Source organism: Arthrobacter sp. NPDC089319 (assembly GCF_040684925.1).
GTDB lineage: Bacteria > Actinomycetota > Actinomycetes > Actinomycetales > Micrococcaceae > Crystallibacter.
Genome location: NZ_JBFBGZ010000001.1, coordinates 450,261 through 469,960 on the forward strand (window position 1 = coordinate 450,261; position 19,700 = coordinate 469,960).

The 19,700-nt window shown below is 66.8% G+C and carries 16 protein-coding genes; 9 read left to right on the forward strand and 7 right to left on the reverse strand.

The window, feature by feature from the left end; translation table 11 throughout:
* Positions 1-24: 24 nt before the first annotated feature.
* From AB0N75_RS02225 to coaA, 4 genes are all read right to left on the reverse strand, one after another.
* Positions 25-1,005 carry a hypothetical protein gene (locus AB0N75_RS02225; protein WP_364644402.1) on the reverse strand — a complete coding sequence of 327 codons (981 nt, stop codon included), beginning with the start codon at positions 1,003-1,005 and terminating at the stop codon, positions 25-27.
* Positions 1,006-1,168: 163 nt separating this feature from the next.
* The gene (gene mscL / locus AB0N75_RS02230) at positions 1,169-1,567 is read right to left on the reverse strand and encodes a large conductance mechanosensitive channel protein MscL (protein WP_364644405.1); all 399 of its coding nucleotides are present in this window, start codon (positions 1,565-1,567) and stop codon (positions 1,169-1,171) included.
* A 64-nt stretch (positions 1,568-1,631) separates the two neighbouring features.
* The gene (locus AB0N75_RS02235) at positions 1,632-2,444 is read right to left on the reverse strand and encodes a M15 family metallopeptidase (RefSeq protein ID WP_364644408.1); all 813 of its coding nucleotides are present in this window, start codon (positions 2,442-2,444) and stop codon (positions 1,632-1,634) included.
* Position 2,445: 1 nt separating this feature from the next.
* Complete coding sequence (gene coaA, locus AB0N75_RS02240; protein ID WP_364644411.1) at positions 2,446-3,423, reverse strand: type I pantothenate kinase; 978 nt, start codon at positions 3,421-3,423, stop codon at positions 2,446-2,448.
* A gap of 152 nt (positions 3,424-3,575) precedes the next feature.
* On the opposite strand from coaA, the gene glmS reads away from it, so the two are divergent.
* Together glmS and AB0N75_RS02250 are read left to right on the forward strand one after the other, a co-directional pair.
* A complete protein-coding gene (gene glmS, locus AB0N75_RS02245) occupies positions 3,576-5,477 on the forward strand; it encodes a glutamine--fructose-6-phosphate transaminase (isomerizing) (protein ID WP_364644414.1) in 1,902 nt (633 codons plus the stop codon).
* 239 nt (positions 5,478-5,716) lie between these two features.
* The gene (locus tag AB0N75_RS02250) at positions 5,717-6,067 is read left to right on the forward strand and encodes a holo-ACP synthase (RefSeq protein ID WP_364644819.1); all 351 of its coding nucleotides are present in this window, start codon (positions 5,717-5,719) and stop codon (positions 6,065-6,067) included.
* Between the two features lie 3 nt (positions 6,068-6,070).
* Here the strand turns inward: AB0N75_RS02250 and AB0N75_RS02255 are convergent, their stop codons facing one another.
* Complete coding sequence (locus tag AB0N75_RS02255; RefSeq protein ID WP_364644416.1) at positions 6,071-6,634, reverse strand: dihydrofolate reductase family protein; 564 nt, start codon at positions 6,632-6,634, stop codon at positions 6,071-6,073.
* A 179-nt stretch (positions 6,635-6,813) separates the two neighbouring features.
* Here AB0N75_RS02255 and AB0N75_RS02260 point away from each other — a divergent pair, with 179 nt between their 5' ends.
* On the forward strand, positions 6,814-7,203 hold the full coding sequence (locus tag AB0N75_RS02260; RefSeq protein WP_364644419.1) for a VOC family protein: 390 nt from the start codon (positions 6,814-6,816) through the stop codon (positions 7,201-7,203).
* Between the two features lie 13 nt (positions 7,204-7,216).
* Here the strand turns inward: AB0N75_RS02260 and AB0N75_RS02265 are convergent, their stop codons facing one another.
* Together AB0N75_RS02265 and AB0N75_RS02270 are read right to left on the reverse strand one after the other, a co-directional pair.
* Positions 7,217-7,582 (reverse strand): hypothetical protein, encoded by a 366-nt coding sequence (locus AB0N75_RS02265; protein ID WP_364644422.1) that lies wholly within the window; start codon positions 7,580-7,582, stop codon positions 7,217-7,219.
* A 9-nt stretch (positions 7,583-7,591) separates the two neighbouring features.
* Complete coding sequence (locus AB0N75_RS02270; RefSeq protein WP_364644425.1) at positions 7,592-9,316, reverse strand: family 10 glycosylhydrolase; 1,725 nt, start codon at positions 9,314-9,316, stop codon at positions 7,592-7,594.
* 256 nt (positions 9,317-9,572) lie between these two features.
* Between AB0N75_RS02270 and glgX the strand changes: the two genes are divergently transcribed.
* From glgX to AB0N75_RS02300, 6 genes are all read left to right on the forward strand, one after another.
* Positions 9,573-11,897 carry a glycogen debranching protein GlgX gene (glgX, locus tag AB0N75_RS02275; protein WP_364644428.1) on the forward strand — a complete coding sequence of 775 codons (2,325 nt, stop codon included), beginning with the start codon at positions 9,573-9,575 and terminating at the stop codon, positions 11,895-11,897.
* A 2-nt stretch (positions 11,898-11,899) separates the two neighbouring features.
* Positions 11,900-14,206, forward strand: coding sequence for a malto-oligosyltrehalose synthase (gene treY / locus AB0N75_RS02280; protein WP_364644431.1), 2,307 nt, complete (start codon positions 11,900-11,902; stop codon positions 14,204-14,206).
* Positions 14,203-16,023 (forward strand): malto-oligosyltrehalose trehalohydrolase, encoded by a 1,821-nt coding sequence (gene treZ / locus AB0N75_RS02285; protein ID WP_364644434.1) that lies wholly within the window; start codon positions 14,203-14,205, stop codon positions 16,021-16,023. The genes treY and treZ overlap by 4 nt, the downstream gene beginning before the upstream one ends.
* A 10-nt stretch (positions 16,024-16,033) precedes the next feature.
* Entirely contained in the window at positions 16,034-17,209 is a 1,176-nt protein-coding gene (locus AB0N75_RS02290; protein ID WP_364644437.1) for a DUF6226 family protein, read from the forward strand.
* 57 nt (positions 17,210-17,266) lie between these two features.
* Positions 17,267-18,919 (forward strand): NAD(P)H-hydrate dehydratase, encoded by a 1,653-nt coding sequence (locus tag AB0N75_RS02295; RefSeq protein WP_364644440.1) that lies wholly within the window; start codon positions 17,267-17,269, stop codon positions 18,917-18,919.
* 339 nt (positions 18,920-19,258) lie between these two features.
* Complete coding sequence (locus tag AB0N75_RS02300; RefSeq protein WP_364644443.1) at positions 19,259-19,669, forward strand: hypothetical protein; 411 nt, start codon at positions 19,259-19,261, stop codon at positions 19,667-19,669.
* Positions 19,670-19,700 lie beyond the last annotated feature (31 nt).

The following is a 19,700-nucleotide window of genomic DNA, read 5'->3' on the forward strand; positions in this document are numbered from 1 at the left end:
AGGCCAGAGCGCGCGCCGCCGAGGTCAGCGCCAGGCATCGACCACTACTACCTCGTAGCTGTCCGCCGTCGGCGGGTTGCCGGTGTCGAACTTGGCGTTCACCACGGCCAGCTTGTCGCCGATCAGTGCTGCGGTGGTCGGCGTCTGGAAGGCGTCGCTGGTGATGACGGATCGGACCGTCCCGGACGCCAGCTTGTGGTCCAGTTTGATCTTGCTGATCCGGTTGTCGGTATTCTGGACGGCCCACAGCCAACGGCCCTTCAGGTCCAGCCCGTCGACGTTGCTGACCTTGACGCCGGAGACCTTGCGGCTGGCACCGGTCCGCGGGTCCACCGTGTACAGGGCCCCGTTGGCCGTGTGGGCCACGATCAGCTTCCGCCCATAGTCGGCCGCCACGATCCCGTTGAGGTTGAAGTCCCCGCTCAGCTCTGCGGCGGGTCCGCTCAGCTGCAGTGTCTTGGGCTTCCCGAGCCGCCCGTGTTCGCCGATCGGCAGGAAATACAGCTCGTCGTCAACAGAGTTGGTGAACCAAGCGCCGCCACGGCCAAGTGCCACGTCGTTGATGAACGAATGGGCTGGGTCGTTCAGTTGGAAATCGGCAACCGGCTTTCCGGTCCGGGTGTTGTAAACATAGGCCTTGCCGGTGGGGCCGCCAGCTACGAACAGCAGGTGCCGGTGCGTATCGGCGGCCATCCCGACCGCGAAGCGTCCCTTCGGGGCGTCGATGAACTTTTTGGCCGTGCCGCGGCGCAGATCCCCGCGGAAAATGTCGCCTGCGTACAAGTCGCCGGCGTAGAACGTGCTGCCGCGGCCAGCGGCAATTCCCTCGGCGGAGGTAGCGTCCGGCAGGTCGATGATTCTGTCCGTCCGCCCGGACGGTGAATGGAAGTTGTCGGACACCTGATGGCCGGCGGAAGCCGGCACCCCGGTTAAGAGGAGAGCGAGGGACGTCAACAGGGCGGCAGCCAGCTTGGCAAACAGGGAAAGTGGCGAATGGTGTTTCATGGAGATTCACCTGATTCTTCGGATGCTTCGGGATGAGTCCACCGGTCGCCTGCCGGTGTCGATGCTCCGAGCGTACGCCGACCGAGCCGAAACGTCAGGCCCTTCCCGCAGTGATACGGGACAGGCCTGAAGAGGTTGGCGCGCCGGATGCCGCGCTTCGCTGCTACCGACGGTTGGGGGCCTGCAGCGCGTCGCGGATCTCGGTCAACAGCGCGATCTGCGGATCCATGGCTTCTTCTTCCTGGGTGATGCCGAGCCGGCGGTTACGCCGCTCGATCATGTGGTTCATCGGGACCACGACCACAAAGTAAACCGCCGCCGCAATGAGCAAGAAGTTCACGATGGCGGTCAGCAGCACCCCGAAGGCCACCTCGTTGCCCCTGAAGTTCCACAGCAGGAAGCTGTTGAAGTCGGGCGAGCCCACCACACCGGCGATAAACGGCATCAGCACGCTATTGACCAGGGCATTGACCACCATGCCGAAAGCTCCGCCAATAACAACAGCGACGGCAAGGTCAACGACGTTGCCCTTCATAATGAATTCCCTGAATCCCTTTAACATGCCGCAAATTTATCCCTGATCGCCGCAGATGCAGAGACCTCAAGTGGAATGTCTCCCGAAGGCATCATGAATATCCGGGCGCACCGGGCAAGCCGAAGTATTCTTCGAGCGAATTGATGCTTCGTTGTGCCATCTTCCCGGCCACCTTCTTGCCCACAAAGCGCAGGTGCCACGGCTCAGGCGAATACCCGGTCACCTTCTCTTCCCCGGGCGAGTAGCGGATGATGAACCCGAACCGCTGGGCGTTGTTGGCGACCCAGATGCCGGCGGCGGTCTCGGCGAAGCACTGCTGCAGATTGCACGCACCGGTGATGTCGCCGACGTCCATGGACAGGCCGGTCTGGTGCTCGGAATAGCCGGGACGCGCCGAGATCATGTCTGCGGCGGCCTCGCTTCCGTGCTGGCGTACCCAGTGGTTGTAGGTGTCCACCTGGGTGGCATAGGAACGGAATCCGCTGACCATGACCATTGGCGCGCCGTCGGCCGCGGCCGCGTTGAACATCTTTTCGGTGGCGTCCGCCACGGCATCGCGCAGCAGGGCAGATTCGCCGCCGGTCCCGATGCTCACGGCCGGCCGGCGCAGGTCGCCCGGGTGGTAGTTCAGCGGGACCAGCGGCCGGCGCTTGTTCACGACGACGCCGATGCTCGCCGGGTTGGTGTGGTCCTCCCCGGCACCGGGCGACTTTTCGGCCTTCTTCTTCGCGGCCTTCGTGCTCTGCGACGGAACCGGGAGGGAAGTGGCGTCCTCCGACGGACCCGGCACAGCCGCCGTCGTACTGGGGGAGGGGGTGGGTTCGTCCGCCGGAACGCAACCGGTGAGCAGGGCCAGCACGGCGGCCAGGCCGGCGGCGAGCACCGGGGCCCTCAGAGCTGTCATGTCAGGTTTTCCGCAGCAGCATTCTGCGGATCGAGTGGTCCGCATCCTTCGTCAGCACCAGTTGTGCCCGGCCGCGTGTCGGCAGCACGTTCTCCCTCAGGTTCGGTTCATTGATCCGGCGCCAGATCCCCAGCGCTGTTTCGGTGGCCTCGGTGTCGCTGAGCGAGGCGTAGCGGTGGAAATAGGATTCCGGGTCGGCGAACGACGTCCGCCGCAGTTTGTGGAAGCGGCTGACATACCACTGCTCAATATAGGACGTCTTGGCGTCCACATAAACGGAGAAATCGAAAAAGTCGCTCAAGGCCAGCCCGGTCCGTCCGTCCGCCCGCGGGCGTGCCGGAGCCAACACGTTGAGCCCCTCAACAATCAGCACATCCGGGCGGCGGACCACCACTTCCTTGTCCGGCACGATGTCGTAGGTCAGATGCGAATACCAGGGCGCCCGCACTTCTTCGGCACCTGACTTGACCTCGGACACGAACCGCAGCAGCGCCCGCTGGTCGTAGGACTCCGGGAAGCCCTTGCGTTCCATCAGGCCGCGCCGCGCCAGCTCCGCATTCGGGTACAGGAACCCGTCCGTGGTGATCAGTTCAACGTTCGGGGTGTCCGGCCAGCGGCGCAGCATCTCGCGCAGCACCCGGGCCGTGGTGGATTTTCCGACAGCGACCGACCCTGCCACGCCGATCACGAACGGGGTGCGGCGGGTGGTCTCGCCCAGGAACGTGGTGGTGGCTTTATGCAGCTCGCCGGCCGCGCCCACGTACAGGTTCAGCAGGCGGGAGAGCGGCAGGTAGACCTCGCGGACCTCGTCCAGGTTCAGGGCATCGCCCAGGCCGCGGAGCCGCTCAATATCGTCCTGGTCAAGGGGCTGTTCAATCTCGTTGGACAGCCGGGACCAGGTCTGCCGGTCCAGCTCAACGTATGGTGTGAAATTACTCTCACCGCTTGACGCCGTCGTCTTCGGTGTCGCATCAGTCACCTATGAATTGTGCCTGCTGCGGGTTTCAAATCCCAAAAGGCGCGCGACGGCGGCGAGCCTGGTTACGCCGTCGGCTCTCCGCCCGCGGCCGATGGCAGGGCGGAGAGGCCAGGCTGTCAACGGCTGCGCTGCGGGCAGGTACCCTTAACCCCATGTGTGGAATCGTAGGATATGTTGGCCGCCGCGACGGCGGGGCCGGAGTCAGCGTTGCTGATCACAGCGCCCTGGATGTTGTTCTCGAAGGTCTTCGCCGCCTTGAATACCGCGGCTACGATTCCGCGGGGGTAGCCGTCATCTCCGAGTCCGGTATCGAATCGCGGAAGAAGTCGGGCAAACTGAGTAACCTGTTGGACGCACTCGAGGCCGACCCGCTGCCCGAGTCGCTGACCGGCATCGGCCACACCCGCTGGGCAACGCACGGCGGACCCACCGACCAGAATGCGCACCCGCACCTGGCCGACGATGATCAGCTGGCCGTGATCCACAACGGCATCATCGAGAACTTCGCCGAAATCCGTGCGTCTCTTTTGGCCAAGGGCCACACGCTGCTCTCAGAGACCGACACGGAAGTTGCGGCAGTGCTGCTCGGTGACATCTACCGTTCGCTGGTGGCCAAGGACCCTGCCACAGCCACCCTGGCCAACGCCATGCAGCTCGCCTGCCAGCGGCTCGAGGGCGCGTTCACTCTGCTGGCCATCCACAAGGACCAGCCCGACGTCGTCGTCGCTGCCCGCCGCAACTCGCCGCTGGTCGTCGGACTGGGCGAGGGGGAGAACTTCCTGGGCTCCGATGTTTCCGGCTTCATCGACTTCACCCGCCGCGCGGTGGAGCTGGAGCAGGACCAGATCGTCACCATCACCCCCGACACTGTCGAAATCACGGACTTCTTCGGCAACGCGGCCCAGGGAACCGAGTTCGAGGTCGACTGGGACGCAGCCGCCGCGGAAAAGGGCGGTTTCCCGTCCTTCATGGAGAAGGAAATCCACGACCAGCCGGAGGCTGTCGGCCAAACCCTGCTCGGCCGGTCCGACCTGGACGGCCGCCTGACCCTGGACGAGCTGCGGATCGATCCGGAGCTGCTCAAGACGGTCAGCAAGATCATCGTGCTGGCTTGCGGCACCTCGGCCTACGCCGGCCAGGTGGCGAAGTACGCGATCGAGCACTGGTGCCGGATTCCGGTGGAGGTGGAGCTTTCGCACGAGTTCCGCTACCGCGACCCGATCGTGGATGCCAACACGCTGATCGTGGCCATCTCCCAGTCCGGCGAAACCATGGACACCCTGATGGCCGTCCGTTATGCCAAGGAGCAGGGCGCCAAGGTACTGGCCATCTGCAATACCAACGGTTCAACCATCCCGCGCGAGGCCGACGCAGTGCTCTACACGCACGCCGGCCCGGAGATCGCCGTTGCCTCGACGAAGGCGTTCCTGGCGCAGATCACCGCGGCCTACCTGCTGGGCCTTTACCTGGCGCAGCTTCGCGGCAACAAGTTCCAGGGCGAGATCAGGGACATCCTGGCAGATCTGGGCAAGATCCCGGCCAAGATCCAGGCTGTGCTGGACAACGCCAAGGACATCACGGACCTGGCTGTCCGCATGGCGGACACCAAATCGGTGCTGTTCCTCGGCCGGCATGTGGGCTTCCCGGTCGCCATGGAAGGCGCGCTGAAGCTGAAGGAACTGGCCTACATCCACGCCGAAGGCTTTGCCGCAGGAGAGCTCAAGCACGGACCGATCGCCCTCATCGAGGACGGTCAGCCGGTTTTCGTGGTGGTGCCCTCGCCGCGCGGGCGCAATTCGCTGCACGCCAAGGTGGTCTCCAACATCCAGGAGATCCGGGCACGCGGCGCCAAGACCATCGTCATCGCCGAAGAGGGCGACGAGGCGGTCAAGGACTTCGCGGAGTTCGTCTTCTTCGTGCCGGAGACGCCCACCCTGCTGGCCCCGCTGCTGACCACGGTTCCGCTGCAGATCTTCGCCTGCGCACTGGCCACGGCCAAAGGCTTCGACGTCGACCAGCCGCGCAACCTGGCCAAGAGCGTCACCGTCGAATAAAGGGCCTCAGCAAGCATGGCCACACGCCTCCTCTTTGCAGCGCCCCGATCCCCGTACAACCGGATCGGGGACTGCTCGGTTCCCCAGCGTCGGGTGCGCGCGGGGCGGGCAGCGCTGCGGCTGCGCGTGCGGCTGCTCTCCGTGCCGCCGGAGCGGTGCACGCTCCGATCCAGTCCGGAGCCCGTGCTGGCGCCTAGGTGCGCCCGCTCGCCGTGGGCCGTGCGCGCCGGGGCCGGGAAATGATCGTCGGCATCGGCGTGGACGTGGTGGAAGTTTCCAGATTCCGCCGGCAGTTGCAGCGCACCCCGGCCTTGCTCGAGCGGCTCTTCACCCCAGCTGAGCGTGAACTCAACACCAGGTCACTGGCTGCCCGCTTCGCCGCCAAAGAAGCGATCGCCAAGGCGCTGGGCGCCCCCTCGGGAATGAACTGGCAGGACTGCACTATCTGCGTCGACGCTGGCGGAGATCCCTATCCGGAATTCACCGGCACCGTTGCCGCGGCAGCCCAGGCCCGGGGCGTGAAGTACTGGCACCTGTCCATGAGCCACGACGGCGATCTGGCCACGGCAATGGTGGTAGCCGAAAAGTAGCGGTCAGCCAGCCGCCACCCGGTAGCGCAGGTACACCACCCCATTGCCGAAGCGCCTCTCGTCCAGCAGCTCGAGGTCCACCTTCATGTCTTCCGCCAGGAAGCGCTTTCCGCCGCCGACCACGATCGGCGACACGAAGAACCGGCATTCATCGACCAGCCCTGCGCTGAACGCGTGGCTGGCCAGTTCCGGTCCGCTAATGCTCAGGTCTTCTGCAGCCTCGTTTTTCATCCGGCGGACGAGATCCGGGTCAAACTCCCGCTCGATCCGGGTGCGGGCGCTGGAGGCCTTGTCCAAGGTCCGGGAATAGACCACCTTGTCCTTCCGCAACCACGACTCGGCGAACTCGCGTTCGACCGGAGCGACATCGCCGCCGGTCGGCACGGTTTCCCAGAACACCATCACCTCATACATCCGGCGACCGAGAAGATAAGTACCGACACGATCCTCCAAGTCATTAACGAACGAATGAACTTCCTCGTCCGGCATGCTCCAGTCAAAGTTGCCGTTCTGGTCGGCAATGTAGCCGTCCAGCGACATGATGGCTGTATACAGCAGTTTGGCCACGATAACTCCTGAGCTGATCGGAAGGGCGGGGGGAGCGTGATCCCATTGTTGCCGACCAGCTCCGTCAGGGGAACGGCTGCTGTCCTCGCGGGCGCAGCGGATACGGGCCTATTCGGAGACGACTGCCCGATGTATTCTGCTGGCACTGGCAGCAGGCCATGATCGAAGGAGAATGAGCCGTGACAGCACCGGACCAGTACGCAAGCGTCCGCTACCTGGTGGACGACGTGGGGGCGGCCGTGGATTTTTACACCAAGAATTTCGGCTTCACCGTGCATCTGCAATTTCCCGGCTTTGCCGACGTGACGCGCGGCCCGCTGCGGCTGTTGCTATCCGGGCCACCCAGTTCGGGCGCCCGCGCCACTCCGGCGGAGTATGCGGCCGCCGGACGCAACCGCATCCACCTGATCGTTGAGGACCTGGACGCAGAAATCGGCCGGCTGCGCGGTGCAGGGCTGCAGTTCTGCAGCGATGTGGTGGAAGGGCCCGGCGGCCGGCAAATATTGCTCACCGACCCGGCAGGGAATCTAGTGGAACTGTTCCAGCCCGCACCGCAGGCACCGGCGTGACCGGTGGCCACCCTCAGCCGCCGCCGATGCTCTTGACGTACGAGTAGGCCTCCTCGGCGACGCTGCCCCACAGTTGCTCGGTGGCCGACGCATCGTCGGTTACCGCCGGAAAGGCCACCCATTCCTTCATGGTCCGCTCTCCCATGGTGACCGGTTCTGCCGCACCGGAAGCCACAGCAGATTTGGCGCGCGGCCGGGGGACCTTGACGATCAGGCGGTGGTCGTGGCCGAGGAACGCGAAAATTATTCCGCCGACCCGAAGGCCAGGACTGCGGAACATGGTGCCGCTCTCCACCAGCGGGTCCTTGGAAAAGCGGCGGGCTAGGGCCTCGAGCAGGACAAGGTCCTGATCGCCGTCCGACCGGGGCGGTTTCGTCACAACGTCCTCTCAGGCTCGAATGAAGATGGCGGAAGCCGCGGCGGATTCGACCATGACATCGCTCATGCCGACCACCACATACCAATAGGTGCGTCCCCGGACCGTGCCCGTGTCCACGAACCGCTCCGGATTGCCGCGGCGCCGCTGCACCCGCCGGAGCGCGCCGGCCTGAGACGGGATCACGGCAGCGGCGGCGCCGTTGGATTCCCAGCGGTAAATGGCATAATGCCGCGGCAGCGTCCCGCTGGTGGCGCCCCGCCAGATAAGTTCGACGGCGGTGCCGTTCCACCGCGCGCTGGCGATCAGCGGTGCGTAGGGTCGCTGGGCGCCCAGATGGGACATCACCGGGGTCATCGCCACGCGCCGGTAGAATTTGTCCTTCACCAGGCCGATGCTGTTCAGCCGGTTGGACCGGACGGAGCTGGCGGAGAAATAGACCTGCCCGCTGACCCCCGAGGTGGCCCGGCACTTGGCGGTGTGGTTGTAGAGTTCCCGGGGCTTTTGCCAAGCGGCTCCCTGGGCAGCGTCGCCCACTTTGTAGGCACCCTCACCGATGTAGAGCTTGCAGGTGGTGCCCTTGACCTGCCCCGCCCACCAATTCACCAGCGTGTTGTAGTCCGCGGCTGCGTTGCCTTGGTGCCAGTAGAGCTGCGGGACCACATAATCGATCCAGCCTTGCTTCACCCAGAGACGGGAATCGGCGAACGTGGCGTCATAACTCTGCAGGCCGGAGGTGGCCGAGCCCCGGCTGTCAGTCGACTGGTTGCGCCAGATACCGAAGGGGCTGATGCCGAACAGCATCCGAGGTTTCGCGGCGAAGATTTTGGCGCTCAGGTCGCGGACGAAGGTATTGACGCTGCGCCTGCGGAAATCGGCCAGACTCTCGCCCGCCCGCCGGTAGGTGTTGTAGGCGGCCGAGTCCGGGATGCTCTGCCCCGCGACCGGATAGGGATAGAAATAGTCGTCCAGATGGATGCCATCGACGTCGTACTTCGCCGCGACCTCCGCGATCACCTTGATGATGAAGCTGCGAACGGCGGGGATGCCAGGGTTGTAGTAGCGCCGGCCTCCGAAGGCGAAGGTCCAGCCGGGATTCTTACGGGCCGGATGCCAGGAAATCAGGTCGGCCAGATTGGGTGTCATGGAGACGCGGAACGGGTTGAACCACGCGTGCAAGTGCAGGTTCCGTGCATGCGCCTGGCCGATCGCGTAGGCCAGCGGGTCGTAGCCCGGGTTCCGCCCCTGCGTGCCGGTGAGGTAGCGGGACCAAGGCTCTCCCGCAGCGGAAGGCCAGAAGACGTCGGCGGCCGGTCGGACCTGCAGCATGACCGCATTAAGGTTCCGGTTGCGGGCCAGGTCCAGCCAGCTGCGCAGTTCGGTCTGCTGGGCCGCCGCCGTCAGCCCGGAGCGGGACGGCCAGTCGATGTTGAGCACGGTGGAGAGCCAGAAGCCGCGGAACTCGTGCTTGGGCATATCCGTGACCCTGGCCGGTTCCCGGGCTGTGACACGGTAGACCCTATTAATGACCGCTGCCGCCAGGCTCAGCTCAAGGGGGCCGCCGGGGAGGCCGGCGGTGACAGCCCGGGAAAGACTGCCGCTGAGCAGGCCTGCCGCGCCGAGCACCGTCAGGGCCGTCGCCGTGGTGAACTCGCGCCGCGAGACGACGCCGCTGGATCCCGCATCGCCGCAAGCCATGGCCAGCCCCCGCTTCACCAGAACCTGATAGTAGGTCAACGATACGCCCGCCCTGTCCCGGCCGACAGTAGTACCAGTCGTTGTGTAGGCCCGGTGGTGCCGGGGTGCCCGGACGCGCCCCGCAGGCACCAGTTGGCAGGGCAATTCAGCACGCCCTCCACACGGCGGATTCCGCGCGGGGCCGGGCTCCGTCGTCGTTATCCGACCCGTTGGACGGACCACCCGGGATGTCCATTGTCCGGGCCATGAGGTAAGAAAGGATGAGGGGATCCCCATCGATGATCAGGAGTTGCGCATGGAAGTTTGGCCGGGAGACGCCTACCCGCTGGGGGCAACCTACGACGGCAACGGCACCAACTTTGCAGTGTTCAGTGAAGCAGCGGATGCCGTGTTCCTGTGCCTGTTTGACGACGACGGCGTCGAACAGCGGATCGAACTCAAAGACGTTGACGGCTACGTGTGGCACTGCTATCTGCCGCAGATCCAGCCGGGCCAGAAGTACGGCTTCCGGGTGGAAGGCCCCTACGATCCCGGCCAGGGGCTGCGCTGCAACGTGAACAAGCTGTTGCTGGACCCCTATGCCAAGGCGGTCAGCGGCCAGATCGACTGGGCCCAGCCGCTGTTCGGCTACAACTTCGGCGACGAGGACTCCCGCAACGACGAGGACTCCGCGGAGCACATGATGCTCGGCGTCGTCGTCAATCCTTTCTTCGATTGGGATGGCGACCGCAAGCCGCGCACGCCGTACCACCGCTCGGTGATCTACGAGGCCCATGTCAAGGGGCTGACCCAGCTGCATCCGGAGATCCCGGAAGAACAGCGCGGCACCTACGCCGGAATTGCGCATCCGGCGGTGATCGAGCACCTCAAGAAGCTGGGCGTGACGGCCATCGAGCTGATGCCGGTCCACCAGTTCGTCAACGACAGCACCCTGCAGGACAAGGGACTGTCCAACTACTGGGGCTACAACACCATCGGTTTTTTCGCGCCGCAGAATACCTACTGCTCCTCCGGTGATACCGGGCAGCAGGTGCAGGAATTCAAGGCGATGGTCCGTGAACTGCACTTGGCCGGCATCGAGGTGATCCTCGACGTCGTCTACAACCACACGGCAGAAGGAAACCATCTGGGCCCCACCCTGTCCTTCCGCGGGCTGGACAACGGGGCGTACTACCGGCTGGTGGACGACCAGCCGCAGTACTACATGGACTACACAGGCACGGGAAATTCGCTGAATGTGCGCCACCCCCACTCGCTGCAGCTGCTGATGGACTCGCTGCGCTACTGGGCGTCGGAAATGCACGTCGATGGATTCCGCTTCGACCTTGCCTCCACGCTGGCCCGCGAGTTCTACGATGTGGACCGGCTCTCGACGTTCTTTGAAATGGTGCAGCAGGACCCCATCGTGTCCCAGACAAAGCTGATCGCGGAGCCGTGGGACATCGGTCCGGGCGGCTACCAGGTGGGCAACTTCCCGCCGCTGTGGACCGAATGGAACGGCCTCTACCGGGACACTGTGCGCGATTTCTGGCGGGGCGAGCCCTCCACGCTGGGCGAATTCGCGTCCCGCATCACCGGGTCATCCGACCTGTACGAGGCCACCGGCCGCCGGCCCGTCGCCTCCATCAACTTCATCACCGCCCACGACGGCTTCACCATGCGGGACCTGGTCTCCTACAACGAAAAACACAATCAGGCCAACGGCGAAGACAATAACGACGGCGAATCGCACAACCGCTCGTGGAACTGCGGGGTCGAAGGCCCCACCGACGACCCGGCGGTCCTCACCCTGCGCGCCCGCCAGCAGCGGAACTTCCTGACCACCCTGCTGCTGAGCCAGGGCGTGCCCATGATCGCCCACGGCGACGAGCTGGGCCGCACGCAGCAGGGCAACAACAACGTGTACTGCCAGGACTCGGAACTGTCCTGGGTGGACTGGAACAATCTGGACCAGCCGCTGCTCGAGTTCGTGGCTGCGATCAACCGGCTGCGGGCCGAGCACCCCACGTTCCGGCGCCGGACGTTCTTCGACGGGAAGCCCGTCCGCCGCGGCGAGGGAGAACCGCTGAGCGACGTCGTCTGGCTTACCCCGGAGGGGACGTTGATGGAACCGGAGGACTGGGACGAAGCGCTGGGCCGGTGCATCGGTGTCTTCCTCAACGGCCAAGGCATCCGCGGGCGCGACGACCGCGGGCAGCGGATCACCGATGAACACTTCCTGATCTATTTCAATGCGGACGACGACGATGTGCCATTCGTGCTGCCGCCGCGGGAATATGCGCCGGCGTGGGACATCATCATCGATACCGCGGGCGGCGGGGACTCGACCGGGCCGCTGAAGGCCGGGGAGACCGCGCCGGTGGCGGCGAAGTCCACCATGGTGCTGCGGGCCCATTCACCGCAGGAAGACGAACCGGACCATTCCGTGGCGGCTTCGGTGGCAGCCATGTCCGAGTCGGAGCGGCTGGCCGAATCCGGGCAGGCTGCGGAACCCGAGGCCGCCGAATCTGCGCAGGCGTCGGCCCCCGGGCAGCAACCGGACGCTGGCGCTGCGCCGGAGGCGGCCGCTGATGAATCCGACGCAAAGCCGGCAGCCAAGGGCAAGAAGGGGAAGCAGTAAGGATGAGGGCACCGGCGTCCACCTACAGATTGCAAATCAGGGAATCGCTCACGCTGTATGACGCGGCAGACCTGGTGCCGTACCTGCACAACCTCGGCGTCGACTGGGTCTATCTGTCGCCCCTGCTCACCGCGGAACCGGGATCCGATCACGGCTACGACGTGGTGGACTTCGGTGCGGTGGATCCGGCCAGAGGCGGGATCGACGGGCTGCGCGCGCTCTCCGCAGCCGCGCGGAAAGCAGGGCTGGGCGTCCTGGTGGACATCGTCCCGAACCACATGGGCGTGGGGACTCCGGCCAACAACCGCTGGTGGTGGTCGCTGCTGGCCGAGGGCCGCGGGTCCCGCTATGCCGAAGCGTTCGACATCGACTGGGACGCCGGTGGCGGAAAGATCCGGATTCCGGTGCTGGGCGACGGGGACGCGGAACTGGATGCGCTGGAGCTGAACGACGGCGAGCTGCGCTACTACGAGAACAGGTTCCCTGTCGCAGCGGGGACAGCCGACGACGGCGCCACCGCCCGGGAAGTCCACGAGCGCCAGCACTACCAGCTGGTGAACTGGCGCCGGGCGGACGCGGAGCTGAACTACCGCCGGTTCTTCGGGGTGAACTCGCTGGCCGGCGTCCGGGTGGAGGTGCCGTGGGTCTTCGACGAGTCCCACGCCGAGATTAAACGCTGGTTCGACGAGGGCCTGGTCGACGGGCTGCGCGTGGATCACCCGGACGGGCTGGCGGACCCGAAGGGTTACCTGCAGAGGCTGCAGGAGCTGACCGGCGGCGCCTACGTGCTGGTGGAGAAGATCCTGGAACCGGGGGAGACGCTGCCGGCGGACTGGGCCTGCGCGGGAACCACCGGGTATGACGCGCTGGCGGAGATAGACCGGCTGCTGGTGGATCCCGACGGGCGGGAACGCCTGACCGAGGCGGCGCCGGTCCAGCCGTACCAGCACATGATCCATGACACCAAACGGGGCATAGCGGACGGCATCCTGCGCTCCGAGGTACTGCGCCTGGCGCGGCTGGTCCCGGCCGACGCGGGAGTAGACTTCGACGTCGCCGCGGATGCGCTGGCGGAACTGCTGAGCTGTTTTCCGGTGTACCGGAGTTACCTGCCGATCGGCGCGGACTATATAGCGGAAGCCGGAGTCGCGGCCCAGGCCCGCCGCCCGGACCTGGCCGAGGCGGTCACCACCTTGTTGCCGTTGCTGCAGCCTGAGGGCGTCCTGACCGAGCTGGCGGTGCGCTTCCAGCAGACCTCCGGCATGGTGATGGCCAAGGGCGTGGAAGACACCGCGTTCTATCGGTACACGCGGCTGACCTCCTTGAACGAGGTGGGCGCAGACCCATCGATCTTCGCGGTGGAGCCGTTCGAGCTGCACATGCGGCTGATCCGCCGGCAGCAGGAGGCGCCGCTGGCGATGACCACGCTCTCCACGCATGACACCAAACGCAGCGAGGACACCCGCGCCCGGATCTCCGTGCTCGCCGAACTGGCGGACCAATGGCCGGCCCGGCTGACGGAGCTGGACCGGTTGGCGCCGTTCGGAGACCTGCCGTTCGCGGACCTGCTGTGGCAGGCGGCGCTGGGAGCCTGGCCGTTCAGCCGGGAACGTGCGCATGCCTACGCGGAGAAGGCGGCCCGCGAAGCCGGCAACAGCACCTCGTGGATCGACCCCAGAGCCGATTTCGAAAAGCAACTGCATGCCGCCGTGGATGCGGCCTTCGACGACCCGGAGGTGAACCGCCTGCTGGTCGGCCTGGTGGAGGAAACCGTGGCTTTCGGCCGGAGCAACTCGCTGTCCGCGAAGCTCATCCAGCTGACCATGCCCGGCGTGCCCGATGTCTACCAGGGCACGGAATTCTGGGACCACTCGCTGGTGGATCCGGACAACCGCCGGCGGGTGGACTTCCAGGCCCGGCGCATGGCGCTCGAGGATCTGGGCAGGGACGGGACCCCGCCCGTCGACGACGGCGCGGCGGCCAAAATGCTGGTGGTCGCCCGGGCACTGCAGTTGCGCCGGGACCGGCCAGAGTTGTTCACCGGCTACGAGGCCGTTTCGGTGCAGGGACCCGCCGCCGACCACGTGTTCGGCTTCGACCGCGGCGGCGCAATCACGCTGGCCACCCGGCTGCCGGTGCGGCTGCAGCGGGACGGCGGGTGGCGGGATACCGCCGTCGTCCTTTCGCCGGGACCATACCGTGACGTGCTGAGCGGGCGGAGCCACAGCAGCGAGGGCGCCCTCCACCTGTCCGACGTGCTGGCCGAGTTGCCGGTGGCGCTGCTGGTGCGCGGGGAAGGAGGAGCATGAGCCGGGACTTCGCGGTCTGGGCCCCGCAGGCCGGCACGGTGGAACTCCAGGCGGGCCCATCCCGGCTGCCGCTGCACGAACCCGGCGGCGACGGCTGGTGGCGGCTGCCGGACACCGCCGCCGTGCCCGAGGGGGAGGTTGACTACGGCTACCTGCTGGACGGCGAGGACAGGGCGCTGCCGGATCCGCGGTCGCGCCGCCAACCGGACGGCGTACATGGACTGTCCCGGACATTCGACGCCGCGGCTCACCCGTGGCGGGACCAGGACTGGGTTTCCCCGGGACTGGGCGGGGTGGTCTACGAACTGCATCTCGGCACGTTCACCGCCGAGGGAACGCTGGACGCAGCCGCCGGCAAGCTCGACTACCTGGCCGGACTCGGCGTGGACTACGTGGAACTGCTGCCGGTCAATGCGTTCAACGGAACACACAACTGGGGCTACGACGGCGTGCTGTGGTTCGCCGTGCAGGAGACCTACGGCGGGCCGGCCGCCTACCAGCGGTTCGTTGATGCGGCGCATGCCAAAGGCATTGGCGTGATCCAGGACGTCGTCTACAACCATCTGGGCCCCAGCGGAAACTACCTGCCGCGGTTCGGGCCGTACCTGAGCAGCGGCAGCGCGAACACCTGGGGCGATTCCGTCAACCTGGACGGCCCCGGCTCGGACGAGGTGCGCCGCTTCATCACGGACAACGTGCAGATGTGGTTCCGCGACTACCACGTGGACGGGCTGCGGCTGGACGCGGTGCATGCGCTGCGGGACGAGCGGGCGGTCCACATCCTGGAGGAGATCGCGGCGGTGACGGACACCTGCGCGGCGGAACTGGGCAAGCCGTTGTTTTTGATCGCCGAGTCGGACCTGAACAACCCGCGGCTGATCGAGTCCCGGGAGTCGAACGGCTACGGTCTGGCCGGGCAATGGAGCGACGATTTCCACCATGCCGTGCATGTGAACCTCACCGGCGAAACCAGCGGCTACTACGCCGACTTCGCCGGACTGGGAGCGCTGGAGAAGGTGCTGCGGGACGGTTTCTTCCACGACGGCAGTTATTCCTCGTTCCGGGAACGGCACCACGGCCGGCCGATCAACAAGGACCGGGTGGCGGCACCGCAACTGGTGGTCTGCACCCAAAACCATGACCAGATCGGCAACCGTGCCGCCGGCGACCGGCTCACCGGGAGCCTGAGCTACGGGCAGCTGGCGCTCGCGGCGGTGCTGAACCTGACCGCCCCGTTCACCCCCATGCTGTTCATGGGAGAGGAGTTCGCCGCGTCCACCCCGTGGCAGTTCTTCACCTCGCACCCGGAGCCGGAACTGGGCGAAGCGACCTCCGCCGGCCGGCTCAAGGAGTTCGAACGGATGGGCTGGGACCCGCGGGTGGTGCCCGACCCGCAGGACCCGAAGACCTTCCACAACTCCAAGCTGGACTGGAGCGAGCCGGAAACCGGCGACCACGCGCGGATGCTGGAGCTGTACCGGCGGTTGATCGCGCTGCGGAAGCAGCATCCCGAGCTGACGGACCCTGACTTTGCGGCGGTGTCGGTGCACACCGACGCGGCCGCCGGCTGGCTCATCCTGCACCGTGGCCCGCTGGCCATCTGCTGCAACTTCTCCGCCGAGCCGAGCACCGTCCCGGCCGGGCCCGGCGCGGTGGTTCTGGCCACGGACGGTGGCGCCGCATTTGCAGCCGGGAGCGCAGCCGCCACCGGGAGCGCAGCCGCTACCACGGGCGGTGCTTCGCCAGCCGGGGCGTTTGCCGGACTGGTTCTGCCCGGGCACTCGGCCGCCATAGTCCACAGCGGGGCCGCAGGCTAGGATCGGCTGCATGGCTGCTGCAGAGGACTTGTTCGAAGGACCGGCCACCGGGCCGCCGCTCCCCGTCTACTCCAGCCGGGCGCTGTACCGCTCGGAGGCGGAAGGACCCGAGGTCCGGCACGTCGGCGGCTACGCATCGTTCGTCGGGTTTTGTGCCCGGCACGGCGAAGATGCTGCTTCTCTGGCGGCCGATCCGGTCCGGTTGCTGGAGTTCCTGCGGGCCAATACTGCCGCGCTGCTGGCTGAACCTGAACTGGGTAACGCGGCGGAAGTCTTCACCGGCAACACCGTGGTGGCGCAGCGGCCGGACGCCCAGTGGCGCAGCGTGGAAGGCGGCATCACCGAGGCCGGGGACCACGAAATGAGCCTGGTCGTCCAGGGCCTGGTGGAGCGGCTGCACGCTGCCGACGTGAATCAGTTTGCGGAGTCGCTGGCCACCATCCGCGGCTGGGCCGAGTCGGATCCGGAGCCGTTGCCCCGGTTCGAGGAGCACGACGCGAATCTGCCGCAGCCGGTTCCGTTCCCCGCCGGTTGGAAACCTTACGTTCGGCCGGACCTTCCGGTGGAGGTTTACCGCGATGCGGACGGGGCAGAAATCTCCTACGGCATCCGGTGGGGCGACGAGGAAGCAGCCTCGGATTCTTACAGTGTCACCAGCAACACCGAGCGCTTCGGCGGCCTCCACACCGTGGCGGACAGCCTGATTGAACACCTGGCCTCCACCTACGCGGCCAGCATCAGGGACGTCACGGCCGAAACAACTGCCCGGATGCGGGGCCAAGTGCGCGTTCTCCGGGCGGTCCGGGTGGATCCGGCCAGTCCGGATGCGGCGCCGCTGGTCTTCACGTTTACCGATTTCCCCGGGATCCTGCTGCACAGCGGACTGCTGCACAGCACACCGTTTCCGTCCTGCGGCTGCGATGCCTGCGATGAAACCTTGGACTCGGAGGCGGCCGGACTGGAGCAGCACGTGCTCGCCGTGGCGGCCGGGGGCTTCGCGGAGCGCTACCCCCTGGGACAGCACCGGCGTGCCGAATACCAGTTGGTTCGGGTGGATGGCTCAGGCTGGGAAGGCGGCGGCGGCGAGCCGTCCCACGACTACCCGGAAGCACAACTCTCCGAGGCCGAACGGACGCTGAAGTTATTGCCGAACGGCTGGCAGCCCTGGCCGCTGCGGCAGCAGTAGCCCGCCTTCTACCGTCCACCCCCCCAGCCCGCTCGTTTGCCCGACCGAAAGGACTTCATGATCGAGGCCTGGACCCCGGACCAGATCCGCGCCGCCGAACGCCCGCTGCTTGAGGATGGACATGGTCCGGAGCTGATGGCCCGCGCGGCCGCCGGGCTGGCCGGCGGCATCATCCGCGAACTTCAACGCGTGACCGGCCGGGTCTACGGCGCCCGCCTGGTGGTGCTGGCAGGGAGCGGTAACAACGGCGGCGACGCCCTCTTCGCTGCGGCCACGATGGCGCAGCGCGGCGCCATGACGACGGCGGTGCTCACTTCCGAGCGAGTGCACCCGGAGGCGCTGGCTGCCTTCGAACGGGGCGGCGGCCGGGTGATCCGGCTGGATCCGGAGGCCACCGGTGGTGCGTCGGCTCTGGCCGACGCGGTTCGCGCGGCGGCAGGCATCTGCGCGGCCGCGGACGCCCTGGTCGATGGGATTGTGGGCACCGGTGCCGCCGGCGGACTCCGCGGCCCGGCCCGGGAGCTGGTGCAGACGTTGCTGGATTCCGACGGCGGCTACGGCCGCCGGCCGTTGGTGGTGGCGTGCGACCTGCCCAGCGGCGTCAACGCCGAAACCGGTCAGGTGGACGACCCCGTGCTGCCCGCAGACCTCACGGTAACCTTCGGCGGGGCCAAGGCGGGTCTGTTCCTCGATCCCGCGGCGGCGCTGGCCGGCAGGATCGAGACGGTGGACATCGGCCTCGGCCTCCTGCTTCCGGAGCCGGGGCTGCGGCGTCTCGAACCGCATGACCTGGCCATGCTCTGGCCGGTGCCGCGGCGGACGGACCACAAGTACACCCGCGGGGTGCTGGGCATCGCGGCCGGATCCGCCTCTTATCCCGGGGCGGCCCTGCTCGCCACCAGGGCGGCGGCGGCCACCGGCGTCGGCATGATCAGGTATCTGGGGCCGTCGGAGGTGTGCCGGCTGATCAACCTGCAAACGCCGGAAGCAGTCTGTTCGCAGGGCGCAGTGGCGGATGCCCGTGTCCAGGCCTGGCTGGTGGGCCCTGGAACCGACGGCGACGAGGAACAGCGCCGGCGCGCCGGGGACGCCATGGCTTCCGGGCTGCCGGTGGTTGCCGACGCTGGCGCCTTCGACGTGCTCCCGGCTGAGCTTGGCCCCCATGTTGTCCTGACCCCGCACGCCGGCGAACTGGTCCGGATCCTGGAAGCCCAGGGCGTGGCGACGGATCGGGAACATATTGAAGCCTCGCCCGCCGAATTCGCCGCGCTGGCGGCCGGTCTGACCGGCGCCACAGTGCTGCTCAAGGGCGCTGTGACGGTGATCGCCGCACCCAACGGCCTCCTGTTCTGCCAAGACGACGGGCCCGACTGGCTGGCCACGGCGGGATCCGGCGACACGCTCGCCGGGATCCTCGGAGCCCTCGCAGCGACAATCCGGAGCGAGCAGTTGGAAGCGGCCGGATTCGCGGAACCGGAGCGCTGGGCGGTGGTTGCCGCCATGGCTGCCTGCCTCCACGGCCTGGCCGGGGCTGAGGCGGCGCGACGGGGCGAAGCGGCATCCACACCGTCGCCGGGCGCTGCGGGGGCAGCCAGCGGGCGGTGCGCACCGCCGTCGTTATCCGCGCTGGGCCGGCCGCTGGCTGCATCCGATATCAGCGCCGCAGTCCCTGATGTGGTAGGCAGGATCATCGCCGGCCGGAACCCGTAGCCGCCCGCCCGCGGGATGGCGGAAGATGGGTCGGCGCACGTCCCGAGGCACCGGAAAAAAGGGCTTTCCGGGGTATCCGGCTTGACCTGTTTCCACTACGCTGTATACACGTGCAAACCGCACCAAAGGGGCACGGGGTGGAGCACTGGAGTCATGATCCTCCCGAGGGATGGCAACCTCTTGTAACCACTAATGGGCCGGGGGCAGTCCCGTGGTTATCCGGCGCAAGTAAGCGGCAGCGGCGACAGAAGGGCCGGGGGCCCCGCCAAGCCGTCGATCGACAGGCGGACGCGCCTTCCGCGTCCGGGCCACCCGGAAATCACGGAAGCACTTTGAGTGATGAAACCTTCAGCAAAATGGCGCGCGTGGTTGCTGATCGCCGGCGTTCTTTGGGGACTTCTCGCCAGCATGGGGCTGGCAGCGCCGGCCAGTGCCAGCAGCGTCGCCGCAACGTCTTCGACGTCGCAGGCGGACAGAGGTCGGGGGGCCGAACTGTCGCTGCGCATTTCCGGCCGGGGCGACTACCGGCTACACGGCTCGGACTACGAAGCCAAACGCGTCCATATCTGGATTGTCAATGTTTCCCGTAACCGGGCCGTCAACGATTACTACGTCTGGACCCATCGCGGCGACTTCACCAGCCATGACGGCGGCCTGCGGTGCGGCCGCACCTACAAGGCTGTCAGTTACAGCAGTGGTGACGGCTGGGTGTCGAGCAACAAAGTCCGGTTCCAGTGCGACCGCCGCTAGCAATTCGACCCTCACGCAGGTAGCCCGCCGA

What these genes read in the sequence shown, in the direction of transcription:
- glgX (WP_364644428.1), top strand. Translation starts at nt 9,573, where the DNA reads ATGGAAGTTTGGCCGGGAGACGCCTACCCGCTGGGGGCAACCTACGAC.
- treZ (WP_364644434.1), top strand. Translation starts at nt 14,203, where the DNA reads ATGAGCCGGGACTTCGCGGTCTGGGCCCCGCAGGCCGGCACGGTGGAA.
- glmS (WP_364644414.1), top strand. Translation starts at nt 3,576, where the DNA reads ATGTGTGGAATCGTAGGATATGTTGGCCGCCGCGACGGCGGGGCCGGA.
- AB0N75_RS02235 (WP_364644408.1), bottom strand. Translation starts at nt 2,444, where the DNA reads ATGACAGCTCTGAGGGCCCCGGTGCTCGCCGCCGGCCTGGCCGCCGTG.
- AB0N75_RS02300 (WP_364644443.1), top strand. Translation starts at nt 19,259, where the DNA reads ATGAAACCTTCAGCAAAATGGCGCGCGTGGTTGCTGATCGCCGGCGTT.
- mscL (WP_364644405.1), bottom strand. Translation starts at nt 1,567, where the DNA reads ATGTTAAAGGGATTCAGGGAATTCATTATGAAGGGCAACGTCGTTGAC.
- AB0N75_RS02250 (WP_364644819.1), top strand. Translation starts at nt 5,717, where the DNA reads ATGATCGTCGGCATCGGCGTGGACGTGGTGGAAGTTTCCAGATTCCGC.
- AB0N75_RS02295 (WP_364644440.1), top strand. Translation starts at nt 17,267, where the DNA reads ATGATCGAGGCCTGGACCCCGGACCAGATCCGCGCCGCCGAACGCCCG.
- AB0N75_RS02225 (WP_364644402.1), bottom strand. Translation starts at nt 1,005, where the DNA reads ATGAAACACCATTCGCCACTTTCCCTGTTTGCCAAGCTGGCTGCCGCC.
- AB0N75_RS02290 (WP_364644437.1), top strand. Translation starts at nt 16,034, where the DNA reads ATGGCTGCTGCAGAGGACTTGTTCGAAGGACCGGCCACCGGGCCGCCG.
- treY (WP_364644431.1), top strand. Translation starts at nt 11,900, where the DNA reads ATGAGGGCACCGGCGTCCACCTACAGATTGCAAATCAGGGAATCGCTC.